This is a genomic window from Citrobacter koseri ATCC BAA-895, from assembly GCF_000018045.1.
GTDB lineage: Bacteria > Pseudomonadota > Gammaproteobacteria > Enterobacterales > Enterobacteriaceae > Citrobacter_B > Citrobacter_B koseri.
In genome coordinates this window covers 239,054-265,535 of the sequence record NC_009792.1, presented here as the reverse complement: position 1 = coordinate 265,535, position 26,482 = coordinate 239,054, and the positions used below count along the sequence as shown (strand labels likewise).

Here is a 26,482-nt window from a genome sequence, read left to right as displayed (position 1 = left end):
TCTCAGATGGACAAATTATTGATTTTCATCTGCATCATTTCACTCAGCGCCGGGCTGGCATCGCTTTTCACGCCTGCTTCCCATGCGCTGCGCGCGCCTTGTTTATCGCCTTTGCTCAGCAACGCTTCGCCACGCAGATCGGCGACAATCGCAGCCCATCCTTCACCTTTTACGGTATCGAGCGTTTTCAGCGCGGTATCGGCCTGCTTGAGCTGCACCTGAACGCGGGCAAGACGCAGATTAATCACCGCTTTGAGGTTCTCATCGCTGGTGGCCGCCAGTCCTTGCTGTAGCTGGGCTGCGGCTTTCTCAAGTTCATTTTGATCAACAAACTGCTGCGCCAGTTCCATAGAAGCTAACGCGCCGTAGGTATTTTTATTCTCCGTGGCGAATTTCTCCGCAGCGGAGATGCTATCCGGTTTGCCCGCGCTCACCGCGGTCACCGCATTTTGATATGCCAGAGAAGCAGAGCGTGCGGACTCCGTCTGATGACTGGTCCAGTAGCGCCAACCGAGCAGCGCGCCAACCCCTAAAATCACCCCAACAGCCAGCGCTTTGCCATTTTCAGCAAAGAAGCGTTTGATCGCATCAACCTGGTCGTTTTCGTTCTCGTAAATTTCCACGCTGTCCTTCTCCTTAACCCAATAACGTGCGCAAATGTGCGGTCACACTATCCTGTGCGACTGCCGTTTGCTCACCAGAGCGTAAATCCTTCACTACAACGGTGCCGTCAGCCACTTCGGACTCACCCAGCACCAGTGCAACGCGGGCGCCCCATTTATCGGCACGGGCAAACTGTTTCTTAAAGTTGCCGCCGCCGTGGTTAGTCATCAGTTTTACGCCCGGATTTTCATCACGCAGGCGCTCCGCCAGTGTCATCGCCGCAGACTGCGTATCCGCGCCTGAGGCTACCAGGTATATATCGACAACAGGATCGGCATTAAATTCCAGATTAACTGCCTGAACTAACAAAACAAGTCGTTCCAGACCCATCGCAAAGCCCACCGCCGGGGTTGCGCGACCGCCAAGTTGCTCCACCAGACCGTCATAACGACCGCCGGCGCACACTGTGCCCTGAGAACCCAGACTGTTGGTTACCCATTCAAATACGGTACGGTTGTAGTAATCAAGGCCGCGAACCAGACGCTGGTTGACGGTGTAAGCGATACCCGCCGCTTCCAGCAGTTTGCACAGACCGGCAAAGTGCTCGCGGGAGTCGTCATCCAGATAGTCGCCCAGAGCAGGCGCATCGTTGAGCAGCGCCTGAACGTCCGGGTTCTTGGAATCCAGCACGCGCAGCGGGTTGGTATACATGCGGCGTTTGCAGTCTTCGTCCAGCTTCTCTTTATGCTGTTCAAGGTATGCCACCAGCGCATCACGATAGTTGGCGCGCGCGTCAAGCGAACCGATGGAGTTCAGCTCCAGATTCACATGTTCAGCAATACCCAACGCACGCCACCAGCGCGCGGTCAGCAGAATCAGCTCCGCATCAATATCCGGCCCTTGCAGACCGAAGGCTTCGACACCCAACTGATGGAACTGACGATAACGCCCTTTCTGCGGACGCTCATGGCGGAACATCGGCCCGATATACCACAAGCGCTGTTCCTGATTGTACAGGAGACCATGTTCGATACCGGCGCGTACGCAACCCGCCGTCCCTTCAGGACGCAACGTCAGGCTGTCGCCATTACGATCCTCAAAGGTGTACATCTCTTTTTCAACCACGTCAGTGACTTCACCGATAGCGCGTTTGAATAACGGGGTCTGCTCTACAATCGGCAAACGGATTTCACTGTAACCGTAGCTGCCGAGCACGTTTTTGAGTGTGCCTTCAATGCGCTGCCAGATGGCGGTTTCGCCAGGCAGATAATCGTTCATGCCGCGAATGGCTTGAATGTTTTTTGCCACGTTTATTCTCTTTCTGAATATAAAAATGAACCCTCAGCGCTTCCCAAACGATACGGGAGCCATGCGGGTTCAATCATACACGGGAAGCGCGCCGCTTCCCATCGCGTTATTATTTTTCAACCTGCTGCACGTCGATTCGACGCGCTTCGTCCATAATGCTGGCCTTCGCGCGGATACGGGCTTCAAGCTGCGTAATCATATCATCGTTGTCGAGTCTGTCTTTACGCACGCCGTCTTCATACAGGCCGCTTTTCTTGTTGCCGCCCGTTACGCCCAGCGTCGAAACCAGCGCTTCGCCCGGCCCGTTCACCACACAGCCGATGATGGAAACGTCCATTGGCGTGATGATGTCTTCAAGGCGTTGTTCCAGCGCGTTGACCGTGCCGATGACGTCGAACTCCTGACGGGAACAGGTTGGGCAAGCGATAAAGTTGATCCCACGCGCACGAATGCGCAGCGATTTCAGAATATCGAAGCCCACTTTAATTTCTTCTACCGGATCGGCCGCCAGAGAGACGCGCAGCGTATCGCCAATGCCTTCCGACAGCAGTAAACCGAGGCCAATTGCCGATTTCACCGCGCCGCTGCGCGCGCCGCCCGCTTCGGTGATCCCAAGATGCAACGGTTGTTCGATCTGTTTCGCCAACAGACGATAGGATTCTACCGCGAGGAAAACATCCGAGGCTTTCACGCTGACTTTAAACTGATCGAAGTTCAGGCGATCGAGATGATCCACATGGCGCATCGCCGATTCCAGCAGCGCCTGCGGCGTCGGCTCACCGTATTTTTCCTGTAGATCTTTTTCCAGCGATCCGGCGTTTACGCCGATACGGATAGGGATATTTTTATCGCGAGCGCAGTCGACAACGGTACGAATACGCTCTTCGTTACCGATGTTGCCTGGGTTGATTCGCAGGCAATCCACGCCATATTCCGCCACTTTCAGCGCAATGCGATAGTCGAAGTGGATATCAGCAACCAGCGGGACATTAACCTGCTGCTTGATCAGTTTAAACGCCTCTGCGGCATCCATTGTCGGCACGGAGACGCGGACGATATCCGCGCCAACACGCTCCAGCGCTTTAATTTGATTGACCGTCGCTTCCACATCCGTCGTGCGCGTATTGGTCATTGACTGTACGGCGATGGGGGCGCCATCGCCAATCGGCACATTCCCAACGTAAATACGTTTCGATTTTCTACGTTGAATTGGAGCCTGGTTATGCATGAAAAATCTCCCGCGTTGCCCGTCTGTTACTGCGCCGGTGATTGTTCGGCATTAAGGGTCAGACGCGCAACCTGGTTAGTTCTGATAAAACGGCTCAGATCGACAGGTTTTCCTTGATACTGGATCTGTACCGCAGCCGGGGCGCCAATTTTAAGCTTATAAGGCGCCTGACCGGTTAGGTTTAAATTGCCATCTTTACGCTGCATTCCGCTAAACAGTTTTTTCCCTGTCGCATCGGTGACTTCCAGCCAGCAATCGGCGGTAAAGTTCATCACCAGCGCGTTCTGATCGACCGCTGACGTAGCCACGCCCGCCTGATCGGTCGGCAATGACGCCGTATCACCCGTCGCGGCAGGCGCCGTGGTTGCGGTATCCACATTCGCCTGAGAAGGCGCAACGACCGCATTCTGCTGAGCGTCTGCGGCAGGCGCCGTGGTCGTCGCGGACGCATCCGGCGTCTGCGGCACGGCGTTTGTCGCCGTAGAGTCAACAGGCGCAGTTGGCGCTGGCGTCGAATCCTGGCTTGCGGCTTCGCTGGTGTCCAGCGGTACGCTCTGGGCGCTATCGCCGCCAGCATTCAGTTCAGCAGAGGATTGATCGACCATCGTGGTGAGTTCTTCCTGCTGCGCCTTATGGTTTTGCCACCACCAGGCCCCCGTCAGGCCAACCACCACAAACAGCACCAGCCAGGTGAACGTCATCAACCAGCCATCGCGCTTTTTACGACGCTTACCTAAAGAGAAACTCTGCATTGGCGCGACTTTGGAAGGACGAACCGGCGCCTGTTTTTCCAGACCGGGCAGCAGTTCTTCTTCAGGGATGTGCACCAGACGCGCATAAGAGCGGATATACCCGCGCAGAAACGTTGAAGCGAGATCGGCCGGGGCCTTATCTTCTTCAATATCGCGTACCGTGGAAACCTTCAGGCAAAGTCGCTCTGCAACCGCCTGCTGGCTGAGTCCGAGTTGTTCACGGGCATTGCGCAGACGAACGCCGGTGGATTGTGCTTCATTTTGGTCGTGCGTGGCTTCAGTATTCATTCGCTACAGCTGCTGGTACGTAAATTGGGGTTCAGGCGCCGGTGAGACACAATGCCCACCCGCACCGCGAAACATCTGGTCAGTTAACCTTAGTTGGACAGTATAAGACTGTCAGGCTACTTATGACAAAACAGCTTAATCCTTAAGGCTAAACTATTGTTGCACCGCTACATACTGCCCTAAAGTTGACAAAAACGCACCGTTAATATTGACCAGATAAGTACAACTTGAGGCATCATTCAACCAACATTGCGCCACTGTACACAAAACACACAATGGCGCAAGCCGTATCAGACCGCCTTAATGTCGATAGCCTCACCTTGCATACGCTTACGCAGAGTACGTTTGGTACGGTCAATCACATCCCCGGCAAGCTGACCACAAGCGGCATCAATATCGTCGCCGCGTGTTTTACGCACAATGGTCGTGAAACCATAGCTCATCAACACCTTAGAAAAACGATCGATGCGGCTGTTGGAACTCCGGCCATACGGCGCGCCCGGGAACGGGTTCCACGGAATCAGGTTAATCTTACACGGCGTATCTTTCAGCAGTTCCGCCAGCTGATGCGCATGTTCCGTTCCATCGTTGATGTGGTCCAGCATGACGTATTCAATTGTGACGCGTCCCTGATTCGCATTGGATTTCTGCAAATAACGGCGAACCGCGTCGAGGAACGTTTCGATGTTGTACTTTCTGTTGATCGGTACAATTTCATCGCGAATTTCATCGTTCGGCGCATGCAAAGAGATCGCCAGCGCAACGTCAATCATGTCGCCCAGTTTATCCAGAGCCGGAACAACGCCTGACGTCGACAGCGTAACGCGGCGTTTAGACAGACCGAAACCGAAATCATCCAGCATGATTTCCATCGCCGGTACGACGTTGGTCAGGTTCAGCAGCGGTTCACCCATGCCCATCATCACCACGTTGGTGATCGGACGTTGCCCGGTGACTTTCGCCGCGCCGACAATTTTCGCCGCACGCCACACCTGGCCGATAATTTCAGAGACGCGCAGGTTACGGTTAAAGCCCTGCTGCGCAGTCGAGCAGAATTTACACTCCAGCGCGCAACCAACCTGTGAAGAGACGCACAGCGTGGCGCGATCGTCTTCCGGGATGTAGACCGTTTCCACGCGCTGATCGCCAACGGCAATCGCCCATTTGATGGTGCCATCTGAAGAACGCTGTTCTTCCACCACCTCTGGCGCGCGGATTTCCGCCACCTCTTTCAGTTTGCCACGTAACACTTTGTTGATGTCGGTCATCTCATCAAAGTTATCGCTGCAATAGTGGTACATCCACTTCATCACCTGATCGGCGCGGAAGGGTTTTTCACCTAATTCTTTAAAAAACTCCCGCATCTGCTGACGGTTCAGATCCAGCAGGTTAATTTTTCCATTTTTATCAGGAACAACCGGGGTGATGATTTCAGACGTGACAATTTGTTCAGACATATTCTATTCCGGCCTCGTTATTACACGTTATGGCCCCTGGAGGGTTGAAAAAAGAAGCGCCCCAGTGAGCGGTGCTCATCCTGGGGCGCTGCATTGTACAAATTCTATCGCAAGGATGCCACGCCTGCGCGGGACATTAGCGAAAATAATGTGTAAAGGCAGAGCAGCGTCGTAGACCTGATAAGTCGTAGGCCGGATAAGCGTCAGCGCCATCCGGCATTGCGCGACTGCCTGATGGCGACGCAGATGCGTCTTATCAGGCCTACATACTACATCACTGATTTATTAACGAGTGCGCGGGCACACTTCGCCTTCACCAAAGAAATAGGCGATTTCACGCTGAGCGGATTCCAGAGAATCTGAACCGTGGGTGCCGTTTTCGGTGAAGCTGTCCGCGTAGTCGGCACGCAGGGTGCCCGCCAGCGCGTTAGCCGGGTTGGTTGCGCCCAGCAGGTCGCGGTGACGCTGCACGGCATTTTCGCTTTCCAGTACGGAAACCACGATCGGGCCAGAGGTCATGAACTCGACCAGACCGTCGAAGAACGGTTTACCATCGTGCTCGGCATAGAAACCGCGCGCCTGCTCAACGGTCAGGTGCAGCATTTTCGTACCGACAATTTTGAACCCTGCTGCTTCAAAGCGCGCAAAGATGTTGCCAATAACGTTTTTTGCCACCGCATTTGGTTTGATGATGGAAAAAGTACGTTCAATCGCCATGATTACCTCTGTAATGTGTTCTGCTGTTGTATATATGCTTGTACGACCTGGCGCGGATTATAAAGAGCATCCGGGTTATTGCCTATGGATGAAGGTAACATTTTTTTAAAATAAGATGAGTATTAGCAACAAACTATTGCTATCAGGTCTATTGCAGAGTAAATCGCAGCGCAGAAATCTGTCCAGCAGCATCCATAACCAGTAATTGATACTCGCCTTTTTCGGCAAGATGTAACGTAATATTCCGTTCGCGTTCTCCCAACGGCTCACCATTGAGGAACCACCAGCGCGCCCCCGCGCCACCACTGCTCTGAATCGATAAATCCACCCCGGAAGCGCCGGGTAACCGTTTCACTATCGCGCCATCACGCACGCCCGTTAACTGTAGAGGTAAAGGCGCATCCTGCCCCAGCGGCGGGCAGGCCGTCGAAGCCGTCGGTAGTCGCGCAGCGCGGCGTTCAGCAGCGGGCAACCAGGGCTCCAGCGGCAACGGCCAGACAATCAACGTCTGCTCCCGCGCCTGGGCGCAATCGGCGGCGACGCGTTTTCCGTCATTATCCAGCCAGACAGGAAAACGAATGCCGCTAATCCCTTCCTGTTCAGGTAACAGCAGCGTCGGTGGTTGGCTGTTTTCCAGCAGCCAGGTCGCCAGTCGACGGCGGCAGTTACTGTCTCCCGCCGAAAGCGCCTGTCCGCCCGGCCAGCAGATAACGCCCCGGCTCACCGACGCCGGACGCGGATCTTCAGGCTGCGTCGCGGCGCGCGCCATCAGCATATTATTCACCTGATTAAGCAGCGGCACCGCGCTGGCAAAACCAAACTGTCCGGCAACGGGCGTGCCGTCGGGCCTGCCCGTCCAGATGCCAGTCACGTAGCGGGAGCTAATGCCTATCGCCCACGCGTCGCGATAGCCATAGCTGGTGCCAGTTTTCCAGGCGAGCGGCACTACGCGCGGCAGGGCGCTATCCGGCAACGGCTGCGCTTCATCGGCCATCACCCGCCGGATGATCCACGCCGCGCCCGGCGACATCAGCGGACGCTCCTGCAACGAATCCCCTGGCTGCAAGCGCAATGTTGCCGCCTTGCCATGACGGGCGAACGCACTGTATGCCACCACCATCTCGTCAAGCCTTGCGCCCGCGCCGCCCAGAATCAGGGAAAGATTAGGGGCCGCGCCCGCAGGCAGATACAGCGGCAGGCCAACGTTACGCAGTTTTGCCGCAAAACGTTTTGGGCCATATGCTTCCAGCACCTGTACCGCAGGCAAATTTAACGAACGCACCAGCGCTTCGCTCATGCTGACGGGGCCATGAAACCCGCTGTCAAAGTTTCCCGGACGATAATCGCCGGTACGGCGCGGCACATCCTGTAACAGCGAGGCGGGATGGATCAACCCGTCATCCAGCGCCAGCCCATAGACAAAGGGTTTAAGCACCGATCCCGGCGATCGGATCGCAGTGACCATATCCACATGACCAAAACGACTGTCATCATTCATATCCACCGATCCAACCCAACCACGCACGCTCATATCGGTATGATCGACAACGATCATCGCCAGCGAACTGCGCGCCGGAAGCCGTCCCTTCCAGTTTTGCGCCAGCTCTTCAAGCTGACGCTGCAACCCGGCATCCAGCGTAGTGACGATTTTGTTACTGTTGCTTTTGCCCAGCATCATGCGTGAGAACAGCGGCGCCAGTTGCGGCATTTGTCGGGGCGCCAGCCAGACGGGTTCTTCGCGGGCCTCCTGAACATGCCGGGCCGACCATACGCCCTGCGCCGCCATCCGCTCCAGCACTTTATTGCGCGCCGCTTGCGCGCGATCCGGCCAGCGATCGGGACGCAAGCGGCTCGGCGCCTGCGGTAAAACCGCCAGCAACGCCGCTTCCGAATAGCTCAGTTGCGTCGGTGGTTTACCCAGATAAGCCCAACTGGCGGCGCCGATGCCCTGCAACGTTCCGCCAAACGGCGCACGGTTCAGATACAGCGTCAGAATATCACGCTTGGACAGGTGCCACTCCAGCTGGAGCGCGCGCCAGAGCTGGCGAAATTTACCGCCAAAGGTTCGCGGATGCGGGTCCAGCAGTCGCGCCACCTGCATGGTCAACGTACTGCCGCCGGAAATCACGCGTCCTGACGACAGATCCTGCCAGGCGGCACGCAGTACCGAAAACGGATTCACGCCCGGATGCTGCCAGAACCAGCGGTCCTCGTAATTGATTAACGCGTCAAGATAGCGGGGAGAAACGTCTTCAATCGTCACGGGATAGCGCCAGATCCCCTCCGCATCGGCAAAGCGCCACAGCGGTGTGCCGTCATGCGCCACCACCACCCGTGCCGGATTGACCTCGTGCAGCGGCAGCGGCCAGATTTTGTCCGCCGCCCAGACTGCCAGAATCATCAGAAATGGAGCGATGGCCAGCCAGCGCCAGCCACCGCGTAGACTGCGCAGGACGATCATTTATGGCGTGACAATCAAAAGCCCCTCGGTTGATCCCGTCGCCCGCCACTGTGGAACATACATTGACTCCACCTGCGGGACAGGAACCTGATAGGTTCCCGGCGTCACCGCGCGCGCCAGATACACCAGCGTCACCGGCTGCCCCTGGTTAACCGCCACCGCCGCGACAAAGCGATCGTCACGGAATTCCATATGCTGAATATCCGCCTGCTGCATCTGATTTAACAGATTTTGCACTTCACTGCCGCTGTCCTGCAGGCTGGCGCTGCTGTTTGCCAGGTTCTGGTTTTCCAGCTCCAGACCGGCAGGCAGCAGGTCGACCACCAGCGCGTCTGGCACATTTTGACTCGCTTTCACTTCGAGCCAGACCAGCACCAGTTCACCGCTGCGCAGGGAACTGAGCGATTTACTCTGACCATCGGTTCCCAGAATCTGGCGCTCGATGTGCAACACATTGCTGGCAGGTACGGGCGCCGTTTGCGGGTATCCGCTGCTGTCCAGACGCAGCCACAGCGGTTGGTCGCCGCTGTTAGTCACCTGCAACGCAGAAAGCCGATCGGCATCCAGATTACGCGTTTGCGCTTTATCGCCCGTCAACGGCTGGTCAGCGAGCGAAGTCTGCGCCTGCCATGTCCCCGGCAGATCCTGTAGCGTGCGCGCAGCAAGGAACAGCGCATTACTCTCCTGCGTCGAAAGCCAGCGCTGACCAAATGCCTGTTCAGAAAGCGTCGTCAGCAGCGTATTTTGCGCCTCGGGTTGCAGTTTATTTTCTTCCAGCAGCGACAGCATGAGCGCGTTATCACGCAACGGGCTACCGTAATCCGCCATCCATTGCTGCGCGTCACGGCGCGGCGTGTTCAGCGCCAGCGTCAGCGCCTGTTCACTGCGGCCGGCATCGCCCATATTTTTCAGCGCAATGCCCAGTTGCAGAAGCGGCAAGCCCGACGCGGCCTGACTCCGGCGTTCCCAGATTTCACGCAGCGCGCCAAGCGGCGCTTTTTGCTGACGCGCCAGCACCAGTCCCGCATACGCCTGAACGGCAAATTTGCTGGCCTGGGTATCGTCGCTATAGCGCACCGACATCATGCCCGGATCCTGCAAATAGCGCAGCAGGCGTTCATTTCCCCGGTTAATCGCATCGGCCGGAACGCTGTACCCTTGCTCGCCAGCGCGCACGAGGAAATCCATCGCGTATGCGGTAAGCCAGTATTCTTCCGGCCCGTTGTTATCCCACAGGGCAAAACCGCCGTTATCACGCTGCATTTGCAGCATCCGGGAGATCCCCGTGTCGACTGCCGCACGGCGTTTTTCATCAGTATCGCCCGCGATCCCCAACGCCTTCAGTTGCGCCGCGTTGGTATAGAGCGACGGGAACAGGCCGCTGGCGGTTTGCTCCAGACAACCATACGGATAAGCCTTCAGCTCCCGAATATAGCGCGCCAGGTTCAGCGGCGGTTTGCCGCTAAGCAACAGCTGCCCCTGCAACGTTACCGGCGAGAAGTTCTCCAGATTTTGGGCGGGCGCATGCCAGGTTTCCCCCGCCTGAAGCACCGTTCCGCTATTTACCGTCTGCGCAGGCCAGGCCGGACGGACGGCAATTTTCCACTGCTTATGTTGAGCGGGAAGCGTCTCGCCAGGCAGGTTCAGGCCGGTCAGCGTGGCCTGCAATTCTCCCTCGCCAAACCCTTCTTTTGCGCGTACCGGGATAAACAAGGTCGTACGCACGCCCGGCGCCAGGTTTACCGGAGCAGGTTGCTGACTCACCAGTTCCAGTAACCCACTGGCGGCGAGTTCAATCGTCAACGTCTGCGGTTTGTCTGTCAGGTTAGTGACATCCAGCGTCAGGCGCGAAGTATCGCCGCCCGCCATAAAGCGCGGCTGATTCAGCTCCGCAATCACCGGAGCGGCAACAATCACCTTGCTTTCACTGCTGCCGAAGTCCTCTGCCGTCCATGCCTGGGCCATAACGCGTAACTCACCGTTAAAATCACCAATCGGCAACGTAACGGAACCTTCGCCCTGCTCATTGAGCGTGACCGGCAGCGCCTGCTGCGCCACGATGTTGACATGGTTGACCGGCGGTTTGCCGCCGCGTTTGAGTTCATCGCCATCGCCGCCAAAACGCAGCGTCGCCAGACGTCCCTGCCCTTCAATCACCTGACCGTAGATATCATAAATATCCGCGCCATAGCGTTTTTGCCCGAAGAATGCCTGCCACGGATCTGGCGTAACGTAATCGGTGATATTCAACACTCCGCTGTCCACCGCAGAGAGCAGTACGTTGATCTGTTTTGGCGTTTCGCCATGTTTAGCGCTGGCTTTGACGTTCACCGTCAGCGGCTGGTTTGGACGCATTTTAGCCGGGCTTTCCAGCGTCAGATCCAGACGACGATTTTCATCCCCCAACGGCAGGTGCAGCAGCCCAACCGCGCGTTTCGGCGTCGCTGAACGCGACTTATCGCCCGGACGCACAACCAGCGCGCTCAGGTAGAGATCGTGTCGATTCCAGGCTTTATCAACGGGAATCGACAGGTCGAGGCCCTCGGCAGGTACATCTATTTCCTGCCACCAGAGCGGGCCGTCGCTTGATTCCACCATCGCGTAGCCTTTACCCGCCACCGGCGCGGCGACATGCAGTTTGATGGTATCCCCAGGACGATAGGTGGGTTTATCCAGCTTCAGGGTGACGCGATCCGGGCGCGCCGCGCCGCTGCCGTCGCTGTTATCCTGCCAGCTGTAACCTGCCCAGAAGCGCACGCTGCTGATCGCATCGTTCGGGGCTTTCACTTCGAGACGATACGATCCCCAGTCAACCGGGAAGCTCACCTTGCCCGTTTCATCAGCGCTGAGATCCAGCGTCTGCTCCCCTTCAACCAGATCTTTTTGATCAAACTGCGACTGCCAGCCTTCGCTTTCCGACCAGTTCCAGTAGTAATCGCGCCGTTCACGGATCAAACGAACCTGCAAACCCGAAGCGGCTTTTTTATTGCCTTGCGCATCGGCGTAGACAATATCAAAGGCGGCGTTACCGCCCTCATCCACGATGGGTTGGTTAACCGTGGCGTCAGTACGATAGTCATACACCGCTTTAGAAGCGAATTGCGGACGAATACCCGGCAAGGTATCGGTAGGCCAGATAGCCTGTTCCGCACGGCGAGTGACCGGGCGACCACCTGATTCCAGCAGGCTTGCCTGTAGGATCACCTGTAACGGCGAATGCGCTTCCTGCCACTGGCTGTTGGCGGAGACGTCGCCACGGCCATTTTCATCCAGCGTAAGCTGGACTTCGTCCAGACTGCGGGAAAGGTTTTCTTCCGCAATATCGCCAAACTGGAAGCCCGGCAGCGCCTGTACCGCTTCACGCTGCGGGCGCAGGAAGAGTTGCCCCTGTAACGTGTTGCCATTGGCAGGCGCTCCGTACAGGTAGTAACCAACAACGGAGAACGTCACCTCTTCCGACGGGGCTAACGGCGTTTTCTGCGCGCTGAGATTAAGCGCCATTCGCTCCGGCATAAAATCTTCGACATGGAAATCCCACATCCGGGGCTGGTTATCGCCCGCGTTCGCTCGGATGTGCCACATACCGGTTGGCGCACCGCTATCCAGCGGATACGTAAAGCGGTATAACCCGTTTTCAGGCTGGCTGACAACGGTGCGCAGTACCTGACCGTCCGGCTTTACCACTTCCAGTTTGACGGGCTGATCGGGCAAGGTTTTACCGTCGCTGTCGCGCAGCAGTCCGTTGAGGATCACCGTTTCCCCAGGACGATACAGATCGCGCGGGCCGAACATAAAGAACTGCTTGCTGTAGCCCGGCGCGCCCGCAATCGCGAACTCCGCCAGATCCAGCGCGGGCAGTTTCAGATCCAGCAGCGTGGTTTGTCCGTCTTTTCGCGCCAGCAACAGCGCCGCCTGCTGACTATTTTCCAGCTGTACATGCCCCTGCGCATCGCTGGCGGCTTGCGCCAGCGTCTGACCTTTCTCATCAAGCAGAGCAACCTCAACCCCCTGCTGCGCAGCGCCGTTTTCCAGACTCTGCGTAAAGATATCAAGACGATTGTGATAACGGTGGGCGGAAACGCCAATGTCGCTGAGGGTAAAGAGCGTGGCAGGATTACTGTAGTTGTAATGTCCGGCCTGATTCATTACCGCAATGTATACGCCCGCCTGTTGCAGGGGCTTAATGTCACTCAGCGGCAGCAGGCGTTTTTCACGCGTATTACGCGCAGGATTGAGATCAAAACGCCCGGTATAGACCAGATCCGCCATTTTGAGCAGGTTGTCAGATTCCCAGTTCGAAAGAGCATTGCGGTATTCCCACTGGCTGACGAATGCCGCCAGCGACTCAGGCTTCACGCGAAAGAAGTTTACATCCACCTCGTTCACGTTCAGCGCCATGACCGGCAAACCTTCCACCACTTTTCCCGGCAGCAGCGAGCCACGGCTGGCAAAGCCGACGCTCGGCTGAACGTCCCGCGTGGTAATGGTTTTTTCATACGCGCGGCCAAAAGCGGTTTTATTCAGCGCCGTTAAATCACGCTCAACGGACACCACCAGATCGCGGTTGGGTTCCAGGTGGCGCAAGCGCAGCTCTTTCAGATTCGGCGACAGCTCCCAGGCGCCATCAACCTTGCCGCTTTTTTTATCGACCACATGCACGGTGCGGGCAAAATCTTGTTCAGGATCTAACGGAATGGAGAACGTCAGCACCAGCGTCGCCGCGCCGTCCAACTGGACTTCGGAGGCGTCCAGCAGCGTCAGTTCTTTACCTTCGCTCTGTTGCGCCAGCTTTTGCAGTTGTGCCGGATCTTTCGTCGGAGCGGATTGCGCGGCGGGCGTCTCATCGTTTTTCACCGCCGTTGGCGCGTTATCGTTGTTATCGCACCCCGCCAACGCCAGCATAAGCATGCAAGCGGCTACGCGTATGTGTTTCATTCTTTCATCCCTGGCCACAGTGGCCCGTTAGCAACGTAGAGTAACTATTATGCGTGAGATTTCCCGTTGTGAAAGCCAGTATTCGTTATATAAGTTCTGATTTTTTCATCAGAAATGTGGTTTCACCAGACAAATCAGCCTCTTTTACTTGTCCCTTTGCGGTAAACGTCCGACAATTTGGCATTATTATGGCAAAAGATGGAGACGCCTATGTCCACCTCCTGGTTTGTCGCCGCCGACTGGCTGGCAGAGCATATCGACGATCCGCAAATTCAAATTATCGACGCCCGCATGGCGCCTCCCGGACAGGAAGACAGGGATGTTGCGGGTGAATATCGTTCAGGCCACATCCCCGGAGCACTCTTTTTCGATATTGAAGCGCTCTCCGATCACACCTCGCCGCTGCCGCACATGATGCCGCGCCCGGAAGCCTTCGCCGTGGCGATGCGTGAACTGGGCGTACACCAGGACAGACATCTGGTGGTCTACGATGAAGGCAACCTGTTTTCCGCCCCGCGCGCGTGGTGGATGCTGCGAACGTTTGGCGTAGAAAACGTCTCAATTCTTGCCGGTGGTCTGGCAGGCTGGCAGCGCGATGAGCTGCCGCTTCAGGAAGGCGAAGTGGAACTCCCGGAAGGGGAATTTGACGTTAAATTCACGGCGGAGAAGGTTGTGCGTCTGACCGATGTACTCCTGGCGAGCCATGAAAGAACCGCGCAAATCGTTGATGCCCGCCCGGCGCCACGGTTTAATGCCGAAGCCGATGAACCGCGTCCGGGTCTGAAGCGTGGCCATATTCCCGGCGCGTTGAACGTGCCCTGGACAGAGCTGGTGCGTGAAGGGGAATTAAAAACGACCGATGAACTGGACGTCATTTTCTTCAGTCACGGCGTCAGTTTTGACAGACCGATTATCGCCAGCTGCGGTTCAGGTGTCACCGCGGCGGTCGTGGTGCTGGCGCTCGCCACGCTGGATGTGCCTAATGTCGCGTTGTATGACGGTGCATGGAGCGAATGGGGCGCGCGTAATGATTTACCGGTAGAGCCGGCCTAACGTTTTGTAATGTGCCGGATGGCGCTTGCGCTTATCCGGCCTACAGTGCGGGTTGTCCCGGATGACGTTAACGCCATCCGGCTACCGGGATCAGATAATCCGATTCTGTTTGAAATCGCGCAGGAATCCGCCCCAGCGGCGCTCGTAGAACGGCGCGATGTGCTCGGTAATAAAGTGGCTGATGCCCTGCTCACCTTTTTTCACCTGACAGATATCAATCGGTTCATCGCCGGGCAAGGTATCAGTCGCCACGCTGCCCGCCGCATGAATGATCTCTTCGATGTCGCCATCCGCTTCGATGCCAATCAACAGATTCGGCTGAGCGTCATTGCTCTCTTTAATGGTGCAAAGAAAGGCGCGCTTAACCAGTTTGATGGTTTTAAACAGCGTGGTCAGGGAGTCGATCATCTGCGCAGGTGGTTCTGCCACCTCAGACAGAATCAGCGATTCACCGCCTTCCAGCACTTCCTGTGTACTCAGCGGATTGCCCTCTTCACCGATCAGATGGCTGATCTCACGCGGCATAAACTCTTTGCCGGTAGGCAGTTTTGCGTTCAGGAAGAGCGTTTCGCCGAGCGTCATTTCAAATAACGTGCGCACTGGCATCACCACGAATGCCTGCTCGTCTTCTACCGCCTGCTGCAAGGCTTCCAGAGAGGTAAAAAACGGGATGACCGTCGTGCCATCTTCTTTTTCCCAGTGCTGCAAATCCAGCGCGCTATCGTCAACAATCGCTTCGCCTTCAGCCGCTGTGCCTGGCACCCAGACGGTGGACTCCAGTAAGGTACGGAAAAATGCCGGACGATGCGCGGGTTCAGTCGCCGCCTTCTCCAGCAGGGTTTCTAATTCGTTTTTTGTTTCGGACATAAGGATCACAATAGAGATGCGTGTAGGGCGGGCAAGCGAAGCGCCCCCGCCGTTATCTTGCCGGATGGCGCTAACGCTTATCCGGCCTACATAATTATGCTGTTAACAGGTTAGCGATGGTGCGCACACCCAAACCGGTCGCCCCTGCCGACCACTGCTCAACCGGCGCTTTACGGTAGGTTGCAGAGCAGTCAATGTGCAGCCAGCCCTGCTGGTAGTTTTCGACAAAATGCGACAGGAAGCCCGCTGCGGTGCTCGCCCCGGCAGGATACGCCGCGCTACCGGTATTGTTCAGTTCCGCAAAGTTAGAAGGCAACTGATTGCGGTGGAACTCCGCCAGCGGCAGACGCCAGAACGGTTCGTTTTCTTCTGCCGCACTCGCCAGCAGACGCCCCGCCAGCGCGTCATCAAAACTGAACAACGCGTGGTAGTCGTTACCCAGCGCGGTTTTCGCGGCGCCGGTCAGCGTCGCCGCATCGATGATCAGCTCTGGTTTTTGCGCACTGGCGTCGATCAGGCCATCCGCCAGCACCAGGCGCCCTTCCGCATCCGTGTTCATCACTTCCACGTTCTTACCGTTGCGATAATGAATAATATCGCCCAGTTTAAACGCGTTGCCGCTGATCAGGTTATCCGCGCAGCACAGGTACAGCTTCACGCGTTTGTTCAGACCACGGGTAATCGCAAATGCCAGCGCGCCCGTTACCGTTGCCGCACCGCCCATATCGGACTTCATCGAGTCCATAAATGCGCTTTGCTTGATGCTGTAACCGCCGGAGTCAAAGGTAATGCCTTTGCCCACCAGACAGGCGTAAACCGGCGCGTCTTTATCGCCGGTTGGGTTGTAATCCAGCGCCAGCAGCACCGGCGCGCGATCGGAACCCCGGCCAACGGTATGCAGCCCCATGTAGTTTTGCTCGCGCAGATCTTCGCCTTTGGTAATGCGGTAAGAGACATGATCGCACGCGACGCTGCACAGCAGATCAACGGCACGCTGCGCCAGCTGTTCCGGCCCCAGCTCTTCCGCCGGCGCGTTAATGGTGTCGCGTACCCAGTCAATGATCGTCAGACGGTTGTCCAGTTCCTTCCGCTTCTCATCGTCAAGATCTGGCCACTCGACCTTGCGGCTGCCTTTCGGCCCTTTGTAACCCTGCCAGAATGCCCAGCTACGCTCCACATCCCAGCCAGCGCCGGTCAGTTGTACGTGTTTAATGCCCAGGCCGTCGATTTTACGCGCCGCGCGCTGGATTAAACCGGAGTCATCTTTACCGTTCAGGTGCAGGGTAATGCCGTCGTTATTGATGCTGTATGTGGCTTTGTCTCCCCAGCGAGCGTCAGCCGGTTGGGTGGAGAGCGTAATTTTCATCGCTTCAGTCATTGTTCTTTTCCTTCTTCGCGCATACAGGAAAACGGGCCACCCGTGGGCAGCCCGTTTATTTATTCAGCTTCGTCCAGCCAGACCAGCAGGATAGCCTCAAGGATCTTTTCATTTGATGCCTGCGGGTCATCATCAAAATCCTCAAGATCGCAAATCCATTGATGCAGGTCGGTGAAACGAACGGTCTTAGGATCGAGATCGGGGAACGCGTCGTACAGCGCCTCGCCGATTTCGCGGCTATCAGTCCACTTCAGTCCCATACTACCCTCTGTTAATGCTCGCGTGCATGGTTGATTGTGTAACGTGGGATTTCGACCACCAAATCTTCATCGGTGACGCGCGCCTGACAGCCTAAACGGCTCTCCGGCTCCAGACCCCAGGCTTTATCCAACATATCGTCTTCGTCTTCCGTGCTTTCCGGCAGGGAATCGAAACCTTCACGCACGATGCAGTGGCAGGTCGTGCAGGCACAGGATTTTTCACAGGCGTGTTCAATCTCGATACCGTTACGCAGGGCAACGTCAAGAATGGTTTCGCCGGTCTCAGCTTCCAGAACTGCGCCATCGGGACAGAGATCCTGATGAGGCAGAATAACAATCTTTGGCATATTAAACCTCGTCCACGGAATGGCCTTGCAGCGCGCGACGAACAGATTTGTCCATGCGACGAGCGGCGAATTCCTGGGTTTGTTTGTCTACGTTTTTAATGGCTTGTTCTATCGCGTCACCATCATCGCTCTGCGCAACCTCGCTCAAGTGCGCGGCGGCATCATCAATGACCTGACGTTCTGCGGCGCTTAGCAGCGCGGCATCAGCAGCGAGCGCGCCGGTCAGGCTTTCCAGCACGCGCGCCGCTTCCACTTTTTGCTCTGCCAGCATACGGGCTTTTACATCCTGCTCGGCAAAGCTCATTGAATCCTGAATCATGGTGGCGATTTCGCTGTCCGTCAGACCGTAAGACGGTTTGACCTGGATAGACGCCTCAACGCCGGTGGATTTCTCCATCGCGGTGACGCTCAGCAGGCCATCGGCATCCACCTGGAAGGTGACGCGGATATGCGCCCCGCCCGCTGGCATCGCCGGGAGCCCGCGCAGCGCGAAGCGCGCCAGCGAACGGCAATCCTGCACCAGCTCGCGCTCGCCCTGCATGACATGGATCGACATCGCGGTCTGACCATCTTTAAAAGTGGTAAAGTCCTGCGCGCGCGCCACCGGAATGGTGGTGTTACGCGGGATCACTTTCTCCACCAGGCCACCCATAGTTTCCAGCCCCAGCGACAGCGGAATCACGTCCAGCAGCAGCATTTCGCTGTCCGGCTTGTTGCCGACGAGGATATCCGCCTGAATCGCCGCGCCAATGGCGACGACCTTATCCGGGTCGATTGCCGTCAGCGGCGGACGACCAAAAAATTCGCCCACGCGTTCGCGCACCAGCGGCACACGAGTGGAGCCGCCGACCATCACCACTTCCAGCACCTCCTGCGCCTCAACGCCCGCATCTTTCAATGCGCGGCGACAGGCCATCAGAGTACGTTTAACTAAAGCGGCGATAAGGTCATTAAACTGTTCACGGGTGATGTCGCCCTGCCAGCCCGCCACATTGACGCTAACGGAATCGGCATCACTCAGCGCGATTTTTGCCGCGATGGCGGCATCCAGCAGTTCACGCTGGACGCGGTTATCGCTGCGATCGGCAATGCCCGCCTGCTCACGGATGTAATCGGCCAGCAGATGGTCGAAGTCGTCGCCGCCGAGCGCGGAATCACCGCCGGTCGCCAGCACTTCAAACACGCCGCGACTCAGGCGCAAAATAGAGATATCGAAGGTGCCGCCGCCGAGGTCGTAAACCGCGATAACGCCTTCTTTGCCGGAGTCCAGACCGTAGGCGATCGCCGCCGCCGTAGGTTCATTGAGCAGACGCAAGACGTGCAGCCCCGCCAGACGCGCCGCGTCTTTCGTTCCCTGGCGCTGTGCATCGTCAAAGTAAGCGGGCACGGTAATGACCACACCATCCAGCTCGCCCGACAACGCTTCCGTCGCCCGCGCCGCCAGCGCTTTCAGGATATCGGCAGAAATACGTACCGGGTTGAGCAGACCTGCCGCCGTTTCAATCATCGGCAGACCATTTTCACTGGCCTGGAACTGATACGGCAGATGGGGATAGCGCGTCTGAATATCCGCCAGCGAGCGGCCCATCATGCGTTTTACCGAGCTGATGGTGTTAGCCGTGTCCTGCGCCGCGTTCGCGCGCGCCGCGTAACCGACCGTGTGGCCCTGCTGCTGATAGTGAACGACTGACGGCAACAGATGGCGACCGTCGTGATCGGCCAGCGTTTCTGCCTGGCCGCTGCGAACGGTCGCAACCAATGAGTTGGTAGTACCTAAATCGATGCCTGCCGCCAGACGACGCTGGTGCGGCGCAGCGCTCAGACCAGGCTCACTAATTTGTAATAAGGCCATATTCGCTTCCGGGAATTAAAAATCGAGCAGCTTTTCTTCGAGTTGTTCGGCGCTGCTTCGCAGTTTATCGAGAAAACGCAGTTTACGCACGGTGTCCGCCGCCACGTCCCACGTCTCGTTGTCCAACTGTTCCACCATCAGCTGATGGCGGGCATCAAACATTGTTTTCACGCGCTTGATGAAACTTTCCAGTCGCGCTTCGTCCTTTGCCTGTTCTATTTCATCAAGCTCTTCACGCAGTTCCAGCTGTTCCATCAAAAACGCGGTATCGCGCACCGTATGCTGCTCGCTGGCCAGATCAAAGCCGTGTAGTGACAGTAAATATTCGGCGCGCGTCAAAGGGTGACGCAGCGTTTGCCAGGCCTGATTAATGGTCGCGGAGTGTTGTACGGCGGCGAGTTGCTCAGCCTGTGTACCGCTGGCGAATTTATCAGGGTGATACTGACGTTGAAGATCCTGAAAACGGAGGCTCAGCGCCTGGGTATCGAGTTGATAGTGGGCTGGCAAGCCAAAGAGGGTGAAGTAGTCCATAACATTCTCAGGGCATCGACTCTCTGATGTTTCAGGGAGTCAGGTAAAACAAACCCCACGCGCAGGTGACCACGGTGGGGTTATCGGTAAGCACGTTACACGTTGAAGCTTTCGCCGCAACCACACTCGTCTTTTACGTTCGGGTTGGTGAATTTAAACCCTTCGTTCAGACCTTCTTTTACGAAGTCTAACTGCGTACCGTCCAGAAATTGCAGGCTCTTACCGTCGATCACGACTTTTACGCCTTTGTCTTCAAACACGGTGTCTTCTGCCGCCGGTTCATCAACAAATTCCAGTACATAAGCCATACCTGAACAGCCGGAAGTTCTCACCCCCAGGCGCAGGCCAAACCCTTTACCACGGTTTGCCAGAAAGGTATTTACTCGCGCTGCAGCACTGTCGCTAAGTGTAATCGACATAACAACCTCAACTCTTCTTATTTTGCTTCACGTTTGCTTTTGTAATCCGCAATAGCGGCTTTAATTGCGTCTTCTGCCAGAATGGAGCAGTGAATTTTCACCGGAGGCAGTTCAAGCTCGTCTGCGATATCGGTATTTTTAATCGCCTGCGCTTCGTCCAGAGACTTCCCTTTCACCCATTCGGTGACCAGGGAGCTGGACGCGATAGCGGAACCGCAACCGTAAGTCTTGAAACGCGCGTCTTCAATGATACCTTCATTGTTGACTTTAATCTGCAACTTCATCACGTCGCCGCAAGCCGGTGCACCCACCATGCCGCTGCCTACGTTTTCGTCGCTGTTGTCAAAGGAACCCACGTTACGTGGATTCTCGTAATGATCGATTACTTTTTCGCTGTAAGCCATTATAAATTCTCCTGATTCCGATACCGATTAATGATGAGCCCATTCGATGCTGTTCAAATCCACGCCCTGTTTGAACATTTCCCACAGCGGGGAAAGGTCACGCAGACGACCGATGGATTTGCGCACCAGCTCAATGGTGTAGTCGATCTCTTCTTCAGTAGTGAAACGACCTAAAGAGAAACGGATAGAGCTATGCGCCAGCTCGTCATTCATGCCCAGTGCGCGTAGCACATAGGACGGTTCCAGACTTGCGGACGTACAGGCGGAACCTGAAGATACCGCCAGATCTTTCAGCGCCATAATCAGGGATTCGCCTTCAACGTAGTTAAAGCTGACGTTGAGAATGTTCGGCGCGCCCTGTTCCAGGTCACCGTTCAGGTAAACTTCTTCGATATCGTTGATGCCGTTCCACAGACGGTTACGCAGCGTGCGCAGACGCGCCATCTCGGTTTCCATCTCTTCTTTCGCGATACGGTAAGCTTCGCCCATACCGACGATCTGGTGTACAGGCAGCGTACCGGAACGCATACCGCGCTCGTGACCGCCGCCGTGCATCTGCGCTTCGATACGAATACGCGGTTTACGACGCACATACAGCGCGCCAATCCCTTTCGGGCCATAGATTTTGTGGCCGGAGAAGGACATCAGGTCCACTTTCAGCTGGCTCAGGTCGATAGGCAGTTTGCCCACGCTCTGGGTGGCGTCAACGTGGTAGATAATGCCACGCGCACGGCACATTTCGCCGATGGTCGCGATATCCTGCACCACGCCGATTTCGTTGTTGACGTGCATGATGGACACAAGAATGGTGTCATCGCGCATCGCCGCTTCGAGTTCTTTCAGATCGATAATGCCGTTGCTCTGCGGCGCCAGGTAAGTAACCTCAAACCCTTCGCGCTCAAGCTGACGGCAGGTATCCAGCACGGCTTTATGCTCGGTTTTGCTGGTGATGATGTGCTTGCCTTTTTTCTGATAAAAGTTGGCCGCACCTTTAATCGCCAGGTTGTCGGATTCAGTCGCACCGGAGGTAAAGACGATTTCACGGGGATCGGCGCCAACCAGTTCTGCGATCTGGTTGCGGGCGATATCTACCGCTTCTTCAGCTTGCCAGCCGAAACGGTGTGAACGAGAGGCCGGGTTACCAAAGGTTCCGTCCAGGGTCAAAAACTGCATCATTTTCTCGGCAACACGCGGGTCCACCGGCGTGGTTGCGGAGTAATCGAGATAGATCGGTAATTTCATTGCTCTATAAACTCCGTACATCGCTTCAATGCAAGGAATCAGGCAACCGGCTGGATGTACGACCGAGTACACGGGGCGAGTAAACGCCCCGGCCTGATTCTGAAATCTATTATAATTTTTTACCCTAACTGTTTTGCGGTGCAGCAAGGCGGCAAGCTTGTGAAACCCAGGCGCTTACATAAGTAAGTGACCGGGATGAACAAGCGCGGCCAACGCAGCAGCGCCCCGAAACAGGGCGGGTAAATTACGCGCGCAGTTTGACGTCGATTGCGTCTTGCGTGCGGGTGCTACGTGGCGCGTCATGGGTGTGCTGACGATCAGACACATCCAGAACTTCCTGGTTATTCACCAGTTCGCCTAAGGTAATGTTGTTGAGGAAACCGGTCAGACGGTCACTCAAATCACGCCACAGCGCATGCGTCAGGCATTTATCGCCGCCCTGACAGCCGCCTTTGCCCTGACAACGGGTCGCATCTACCGACTCGTCAACAGCGCTAATTACTTCGCCAACCGCGATGCTACCTGCGTCTTTACCCAACAGATAACCACCGCCTGGGCCACGTACGCTGGAAACCAGACCATTTTTACGCAAACGTGAAAACAGCTGTTCCAGATAAGAAAGGGAAATTCCCTGACGTTCAGAAATATCAGCCAACGGTACCGGGCCCGCTTCGGAGTTGAGCGCAACGTCCAACATTGCGGTCACGGCATAACGCCCTTTAGATGTCAGTCTCATGTCTTACTTAACCTCAAACTCGCCCCTGCCCGGGGTTTTTTATTGTAAAATGGGGGTATTGCATAGCAGGGTCAAGTCTGACATTCCCGACTAAATCAGTCAACTATTTACTTGACTAATTTAGTCAGGTATTTAACCTTCAGTGCCGTTTCTGTTTGCCGGATGGCGCTTCGCTTATCCGGCCTACAATATTCGGCCTGCAAATCGTGCAGCCATCCGGCATCAACACGCTTACTTGCCTTTATTCTGCTGCTCAATAGAAGCAAGAATGCCGCGCAGGATGTTCAGTTCCTGGCTTTCCGGGCGCGCACGCGTAAACAGACGACGCAGTTTGTTCATGACCTGCCCCGGATGGCCTTCACGGATAAAGCCGGTTGAAAGCAGCGTCTGCTCCAGATGGCCGTAAAAACGTTCCAGGTCGTCCACCAGCGGATATGGCGTCTCTTCATGTTCCGCCGTCTCGTCGTTTTCCTGCGTTGCCAGCCAGGCCATACGCACTTCGTAGGCGATCACCTGTACCGCCATCGCCAGGTTGAGCGAGCTGTATTCCGGGTTTGCGGCAATCGCCACATGGTAATGGCATTTTTGCAGTTCGTCGTTGGTCAGACCAACGCGCTCGCGGCCAAAGACCAGCGCAACCGGCGTATTCACGGCTTCCGCCACGCTTTTCAGACCGCATTCGCGCGGGTCCAGCATCGGCCACGGCAGCGTGCGGGAACGCGCACTGGTGCCGACCACCAGGCTACACCCTGCCAGCGCGTCATCGAGCGTATCGACGATCTGCGCATTGCCGATCACATCGCTGGCGCCAGCCGCCAGCGCGATAGCCTGGGAATCCGGCTTGACCAACGGATTTACCAGCCACAGGTTTGTTAAACCCATTGTTTTCATGGCGCGGGCAACAGAACCCATATTGCCGGTGTGAGAGGTTTCCACCAGCACAATTCGAATATTTTGCAGCATTGTCTTTCTTCGGCTAAAGATTATTCGGGCATATTATCATAAAACGGAGACATATTCCGAACTCGCTGCTATACTCTGCGCCGTTTTCCCGTTCTTTAACATCCAGTGAGAGAGATCGATGCATCCGATGCTGACCATCGCCGTGCGCGCAGCGCGCAAGGCGGGTAATGTAATTGCCAAACACTACGAAACGCCTGACTCAGTAGAAACCAGCCAGAAAGGCAGCAATGATTTTGTGACCAACGTCGATAAAGCCGCCGAAGCGATTATTATCGAAACGATCCGCAAATCTTACCCACAGCACACCATCATTACCGAAGAAAGCGGTGAACATGAAGGTACCGATCAGGATGTTCAATGGGTTATCGATCCACTGGATGGCACCACCAACTTTATCAAACGTCTGCCGCACTTCGCGGTATCTATCGCCGTACGCATCAAAGGCCGTACTGAAGTCGCGGTAGTTTACGATCCTATGCGTAACGAACTGTTCACCGCCACTCGCGGTCAGGGCGCACAGCTGAACGGTTACCGTCTGCGCGGCAGCACCGCGCGCGACCTGGATGGCACCATCCTGGCGACCGGTTTCCCGTTCAAAGCCAAACAGTATGCGACCACCTACATTAATATCGTTAGCAAACTGTTCACCGAATGCGCTGACTTCCGTCGCACCGGTTCTGCTGCGCTGGATCTGGCGTATGTGGCTGCGGGTCGCGTTGACGGTTTCTTTGAGATCGGTCTGCGTCCGTGGGATTTCGCCGGCGGCGAACTGCTGGTGCGTGAAGCGGGCGGTATCGTCAGCGACTTTACCGGCGGCCATAACTACATGACGACCGGTAACATCGTGGCCGGTAACCCACGCGTGGTTAAAGCGATGCTGGCAAGCATGCGTGACGAATTGAGCGATGCGCTGAAGCGTTAATCGTTTGATGCCGGATGACGGCTAGCGCCTTATCAGGCCTACCAGGGGAGTTTCCCGTAGGCCTGATAAGCGAAGCGCCATCAGGCATTCATCCTACAACTGTGCTAAAACGGTCTTAATCCCCTGCCCACCGGCACCGCACTCATCCACATCACCACCGCCGCCACAACCAAAATCACGCCACCGGCTAACGCCAGCGTTGTCCATCCCACTTGCCGCCACAATACCGGCGTTTTATTGCCGCTTAATTTTACCGCCAGTGCGCGGAAACTGTGAACCAGCAACGCCAGAGAGGTAATGGTCAGCGAGGTTCCCGCCGCCATCGCCAGCGCCGACGCCATTCCCCAACTAAAGACGCCAATAACTTTACTGAACAGCAGCACCATAATCGCGCCGGAACAGGGGCGCATCCCCATCGACAGAATAATCATCAGCCGCGCGCGCCAGTCATCGCCATTCCTGAGTTGCTCTGGGTTCGGCAGATGCTGATGCCCACAGCCGCAATGTTCGTGGTGAACATGATGCGGCGTAAATGAGATAAATTTCGGCTTGCGCAGCAGCGCGCGAAGCGTCTTTAGCGCCCGCCAGCAAAGCAATATTCCCAGCACGCCGACTAACGCATAACTGCCCTTCTCCAGCCAGAAGCTGCTCAGATGTAACTGCCTCGCCGGAAGCTGCAATACCGTCAGCACCACAACCACCAGCGCAATGGCCACCAGCCCCTGCAACAACGATGAGGCCAGCGTCAGGCCGATGCTTGATTTCAGCTTTGATGGATGCGTCGCCAGCCATGTGGTAATCACCACTTTTCCATGACCCGGCCCCAGCGCATGGAGTACGCCATACAGAAAGCTAAACAACAGCAGCGAACCGCCCGCCTGTGTCGGATTCGCCGCCACCGCTTTTAATAAGGCGCTCATCTGCTGATTCACTTCCCGCTGCCAGACAATGCTTTTCACCATCACCTGCGGCCAGGCCTGCCATAACCACAGCCCACCCGCGATGGCCAGCAACAGAAATACCGCCAGCGGCCACAGCGGCAGCCAGCGTCGGGAGCGCGGGCGTTGTTGGGAGATTACTGACATTGCACCGTTACCTTCTGCGCGAACTGTTTACCCAAATCCATATCCTCCGGCGGCGCGTCTTCTTTATCCAGCGACTGCGCAAAACTGAGCGTCTCTTCACTCGGCGTCGGCGTATGCACGCTTATGCTGCATTGTGTGCTTAACGCCTGCGGCAATGAGGCGTCCCGATCGTTGGCGTAGCTCATATCCACATAGTATGTGGGATCGAAGGTCGAGAAAGTATAAGTCTGGCCGCTCAGCGGCTGCGGTTCAGCCAACGGCAGGACAAACGTCAACACCGCCTGGTGCGCTTCCCGTTCCATTCCGTATTCCGTCGGGCGATTTTTAAACTTAACCTTTTGTCCGTTGTGCCACACTTCGGTGAAGTAGTGCTGGCCGAGCACGTTCGCCATCACTTCCGCCGCCAGCTTTTTCCAGATCTCCGAACCGGGCTTCGCGTCTCCCGCGTCGTAAAGCAGGTCGGCGGAGGTGATTTCATCCATCGTCCAGCGCATTTTTAGCGCCACAAACCGATCGTTTTCACTCACCAGTTGCGTCTGCAATCGAATAAAGCTATGAGGGTGCGCCTGCGCTGTGAAAGATAAAACAGCGAGAAAGAGTGTTAAAGCGCTGCGTTTAACTAATTGCATCTGTTCCTCACGTTAAAAATTCTGTGATGCTCGCCAGCATTCCTG

The 26,482-nt window shown here is 56.2% G+C and carries 23 protein-coding genes; 2 read left to right on the top strand and 21 right to left on the bottom strand.

The features are described from left to right. Positions 1-2: 2 nt before the first annotated feature. From CKO_RS01225 to CKO_RS01190, 8 genes are all read right to left on the bottom strand, one after another. Entirely contained in the window at positions 3-623 is a 621-nt protein-coding gene (locus CKO_RS01225) for a YfgM family protein (protein WP_012131267.1), read from the bottom strand. 13 nt (positions 624-636) lie between these two features. Further along, on the bottom strand, positions 637-1,911 hold the full coding sequence (hisS, locus tag CKO_RS01220; protein ID WP_024130119.1) for a histidine--tRNA ligase: 1,275 nt from the start codon (positions 1,909-1,911) through the stop codon (positions 637-639). 109 nt (positions 1,912-2,020) lie between these two features. Then, positions 2,021-3,139 (bottom strand): flavodoxin-dependent (E)-4-hydroxy-3-methylbut-2-enyl-diphosphate synthase, encoded by a 1,119-nt coding sequence (ispG, locus tag CKO_RS01215; protein ID WP_012131265.1) that lies wholly within the window; start codon positions 3,137-3,139, stop codon positions 2,021-2,023. A 26-nt stretch (positions 3,140-3,165) separates the two neighbouring features. Beyond that, complete coding sequence (gene rodZ, locus CKO_RS01210) at positions 3,166-4,179, bottom strand: cytoskeleton protein RodZ (protein ID WP_012131264.1); 1,014 nt, start codon at positions 4,177-4,179, stop codon at positions 3,166-3,168. A gap of 290 nt (positions 4,180-4,469) precedes the next feature. Continuing rightward, positions 4,470-5,636: a dual-specificity RNA methyltransferase RlmN gene (gene rlmN, locus CKO_RS01205; protein ID WP_012131263.1), complete on the bottom strand. Its 1,167-nt coding sequence runs from the start codon at positions 5,634-5,636 to the stop codon at positions 4,470-4,472. 285 nt (positions 5,637-5,921) lie between these two features. Further along, positions 5,922-6,353 carry a nucleoside-diphosphate kinase gene (gene ndk / locus CKO_RS01200; protein WP_012131261.1) on the bottom strand — a complete coding sequence of 144 codons (432 nt, stop codon included), beginning with the start codon at positions 6,351-6,353 and terminating at the stop codon, positions 5,922-5,924. 148 nt (positions 6,354-6,501) lie between these two features. After that, positions 6,502-8,814 carry a peptidoglycan glycosyltransferase PbpC gene (pbpC, locus tag CKO_RS01195; RefSeq protein ID WP_012131259.1) on the bottom strand — a complete coding sequence of 771 codons (2,313 nt, stop codon included), beginning with the start codon at positions 8,812-8,814 and terminating at the stop codon, positions 6,502-6,504. Beyond that, entirely contained in the window at positions 8,815-13,749 is a 4,935-nt protein-coding gene (locus CKO_RS01190; protein WP_012131257.1) for an alpha-2-macroglobulin family protein, read from the bottom strand. A 210-nt stretch (positions 13,750-13,959) separates the two neighbouring features. Here CKO_RS01190 and sseA point away from each other — a divergent pair, with 210 nt between their 5' ends. Continuing rightward, a complete protein-coding gene (gene sseA, locus CKO_RS01185) occupies positions 13,960-14,802 on the top strand; it encodes a 3-mercaptopyruvate sulfurtransferase (RefSeq protein ID WP_024130118.1) in 843 nt (280 codons plus the stop codon). Positions 14,803-14,892: 90 nt separating this feature from the next. On the opposite strand, the gene sseB is transcribed toward sseA, so the two are convergent. The 11 genes from sseB to trmJ all read right to left on the bottom strand — a co-directional run bounded on the left by sseB (position 14,893) and on the right by trmJ (position 23,801). After that, positions 14,893-15,669 (bottom strand): enhanced serine sensitivity protein SseB, encoded by a 777-nt coding sequence (sseB, locus tag CKO_RS01180; protein ID WP_012131255.1) that lies wholly within the window; start codon positions 15,667-15,669, stop codon positions 14,893-14,895. Between the two features lie 94 nt (positions 15,670-15,763). Beyond that, the gene (gene pepB, locus CKO_RS01175) at positions 15,764-17,047 is read right to left on the bottom strand and encodes an aminopeptidase PepB (protein WP_012131254.1); all 1,284 of its coding nucleotides are present in this window, start codon (positions 17,045-17,047) and stop codon (positions 15,764-15,766) included. A 59-nt stretch (positions 17,048-17,106) separates the two neighbouring features. Further along, positions 17,107-17,307: a Fe-S cluster assembly protein IscX gene (gene iscX, locus CKO_RS01170; protein ID WP_012131252.1), complete on the bottom strand. Its 201-nt coding sequence runs from the start codon at positions 17,305-17,307 to the stop codon at positions 17,107-17,109. Positions 17,308-17,318: 11 nt separating this feature from the next. Then, the gene (gene fdx, locus CKO_RS01165) at positions 17,319-17,654 is read right to left on the bottom strand and encodes an ISC system 2Fe-2S type ferredoxin (protein WP_012131251.1); all 336 of its coding nucleotides are present in this window, start codon (positions 17,652-17,654) and stop codon (positions 17,319-17,321) included. A 1-nt stretch (position 17,655) separates the two neighbouring features. After that, the gene (gene hscA / locus CKO_RS01160) at positions 17,656-19,506 is read right to left on the bottom strand and encodes a Fe-S protein assembly chaperone HscA (protein WP_012131250.1); all 1,851 of its coding nucleotides are present in this window, start codon (positions 19,504-19,506) and stop codon (positions 17,656-17,658) included. Positions 19,507-19,521: 15 nt separating this feature from the next. Then, positions 19,522-20,037: a co-chaperone HscB gene (gene hscB / locus CKO_RS01155; RefSeq protein ID WP_012131249.1), complete on the bottom strand. Its 516-nt coding sequence runs from the start codon at positions 20,035-20,037 to the stop codon at positions 19,522-19,524. Between the two features lie 95 nt (positions 20,038-20,132). After that, entirely contained in the window at positions 20,133-20,456 is a 324-nt protein-coding gene (iscA, locus tag CKO_RS01150) for an iron-sulfur cluster assembly protein IscA (protein WP_004104506.1), read from the bottom strand. A gap of 17 nt (positions 20,457-20,473) precedes the next feature. Beyond that, on the bottom strand, positions 20,474-20,860 hold the full coding sequence (gene iscU / locus CKO_RS01145; RefSeq protein ID WP_002913991.1) for a Fe-S cluster assembly scaffold IscU: 387 nt from the start codon (positions 20,858-20,860) through the stop codon (positions 20,474-20,476). 27 nt (positions 20,861-20,887) lie between these two features. After that, entirely contained in the window at positions 20,888-22,102 is a 1,215-nt protein-coding gene (gene iscS / locus CKO_RS01140; RefSeq protein ID WP_024130117.1) for a cysteine desulfurase, read from the bottom strand. A 244-nt stretch (positions 22,103-22,346) separates the two neighbouring features. Next, positions 22,347-22,838 carry a Fe-S cluster assembly transcriptional regulator IscR gene (iscR, locus tag CKO_RS01135; protein ID WP_012131246.1) on the bottom strand — a complete coding sequence of 164 codons (492 nt, stop codon included), beginning with the start codon at positions 22,836-22,838 and terminating at the stop codon, positions 22,347-22,349. A gap of 231 nt (positions 22,839-23,069) precedes the next feature. After that, positions 23,070-23,801: a tRNA (cytosine(32)/uridine(32)-2'-O)-methyltransferase TrmJ gene (gene trmJ, locus CKO_RS01130; protein ID WP_012131245.1), complete on the bottom strand. Its 732-nt coding sequence runs from the start codon at positions 23,799-23,801 to the stop codon at positions 23,070-23,072. A gap of 118 nt (positions 23,802-23,919) precedes the next feature. Here trmJ and suhB point away from each other — a divergent pair, with 118 nt between their 5' ends. After that, on the top strand, positions 23,920-24,723 hold the full coding sequence (gene suhB, locus CKO_RS01125; RefSeq protein ID WP_024130116.1) for an inositol-1-monophosphatase: 804 nt from the start codon (positions 23,920-23,922) through the stop codon (positions 24,721-24,723). Positions 24,724-24,827: 104 nt separating this feature from the next. Here the strand turns inward: suhB and CKO_RS01120 are convergent, their stop codons facing one another. Both CKO_RS01120 and CKO_RS01115 read right to left on the bottom strand, forming a co-directional pair. Beyond that, entirely contained in the window at positions 24,828-25,808 is a 981-nt protein-coding gene (locus CKO_RS01120; protein WP_012131243.1) for a nickel/cobalt transporter, read from the bottom strand. Beyond that, entirely contained in the window at positions 25,799-26,437 is a 639-nt protein-coding gene (locus CKO_RS01115) for a DUF1007 family protein (protein WP_012131242.1), read from the bottom strand. Before CKO_RS01115 ends, CKO_RS01120 begins: the two co-directional genes overlap by 10 nt. Between the last annotated feature and the right edge of the window lie 45 nt (positions 26,438-26,482).

Bases quoted from the DNA above. Each gene is read 5' to 3' on its own strand.
- sseA (WP_024130118.1), top strand. From the start codon at position 13,960: ATGTCCACCTCCTGGTTTGTCGCCGCCGACTGGCTGGCAGAGCATATC.
- iscA (WP_004104506.1), bottom strand. From the start codon at position 20,456: ATGTCGATTACACTTAGCGACAGTGCTGCAGCGCGAGTAAATACCTTT.
- hscA (WP_012131250.1), bottom strand. From the start codon at position 19,506: ATGGCCTTATTACAAATTAGTGAGCCTGGTCTGAGCGCTGCGCCGCAC.
- suhB (WP_024130116.1), top strand. From the start codon at position 23,920: ATGCATCCGATGCTGACCATCGCCGTGCGCGCAGCGCGCAAGGCGGGT.
- rodZ (WP_012131264.1), bottom strand. From the start codon at position 4,179: ATGAATACTGAAGCCACGCACGACCAAAATGAAGCACAATCCACCGGC.
- CKO_RS01120 (WP_012131243.1), bottom strand. From the start codon at position 25,808: ATGTCAGTAATCTCCCAACAACGCCCGCGCTCCCGACGCTGGCTGCCG.
- iscR (WP_012131246.1), bottom strand. From the start codon at position 22,838: ATGAGACTGACATCTAAAGGGCGTTATGCCGTGACCGCAATGTTGGAC.
- pepB (WP_012131254.1), bottom strand. From the start codon at position 17,047: ATGACTGAAGCGATGAAAATTACGCTCTCCACCCAACCGGCTGACGCT.
- fdx (WP_012131251.1), bottom strand. From the start codon at position 17,654: ATGCCAAAGATTGTTATTCTGCCTCATCAGGATCTCTGTCCCGATGGC.
- iscS (WP_024130117.1), bottom strand. From the start codon at position 22,102: ATGAAATTACCGATCTATCTCGATTACTCCGCAACCACGCCGGTGGAC.
- pbpC (WP_012131259.1), bottom strand. From the start codon at position 8,814: ATGATCGTCCTGCGCAGTCTACGCGGTGGCTGGCGCTGGCTGGCCATC.
- CKO_RS01115 (WP_012131242.1), bottom strand. From the start codon at position 26,437: ATGCAATTAGTTAAACGCAGCGCTTTAACACTCTTTCTCGCTGTTTTA.
- sseB (WP_012131255.1), bottom strand. From the start codon at position 15,669: ATGTCCGAAACAAAAAACGAATTAGAAACCCTGCTGGAGAAGGCGGCG.
- trmJ (WP_012131245.1), bottom strand. From the start codon at position 23,801: ATGCTGCAAAATATTCGAATTGTGCTGGTGGAAACCTCTCACACCGGC.
- iscX (WP_012131252.1), bottom strand. From the start codon at position 17,307: ATGGGACTGAAGTGGACTGATAGCCGCGAAATCGGCGAGGCGCTGTAC.
- iscU (WP_002913991.1), bottom strand. From the start codon at position 20,860: ATGGCTTACAGCGAAAAAGTAATCGATCATTACGAGAATCCACGTAAC.
- ispG (WP_012131265.1), bottom strand. From the start codon at position 3,139: ATGCATAACCAGGCTCCAATTCAACGTAGAAAATCGAAACGTATTTAC.
- rlmN (WP_012131263.1), bottom strand. From the start codon at position 5,636: ATGTCTGAACAAATTGTCACGTCTGAAATCATCACCCCGGTTGTTCCT.
- CKO_RS01190 (WP_012131257.1), bottom strand. From the start codon at position 13,749: ATGAAACACATACGCGTAGCCGCTTGCATGCTTATGCTGGCGTTGGCG.
- ndk (WP_012131261.1), bottom strand. From the start codon at position 6,353: ATGGCGATTGAACGTACTTTTTCCATCATCAAACCAAATGCGGTGGCA.
- hscB (WP_012131249.1), bottom strand. From the start codon at position 20,037: ATGGACTACTTCACCCTCTTTGGCTTGCCAGCCCACTATCAACTCGAT.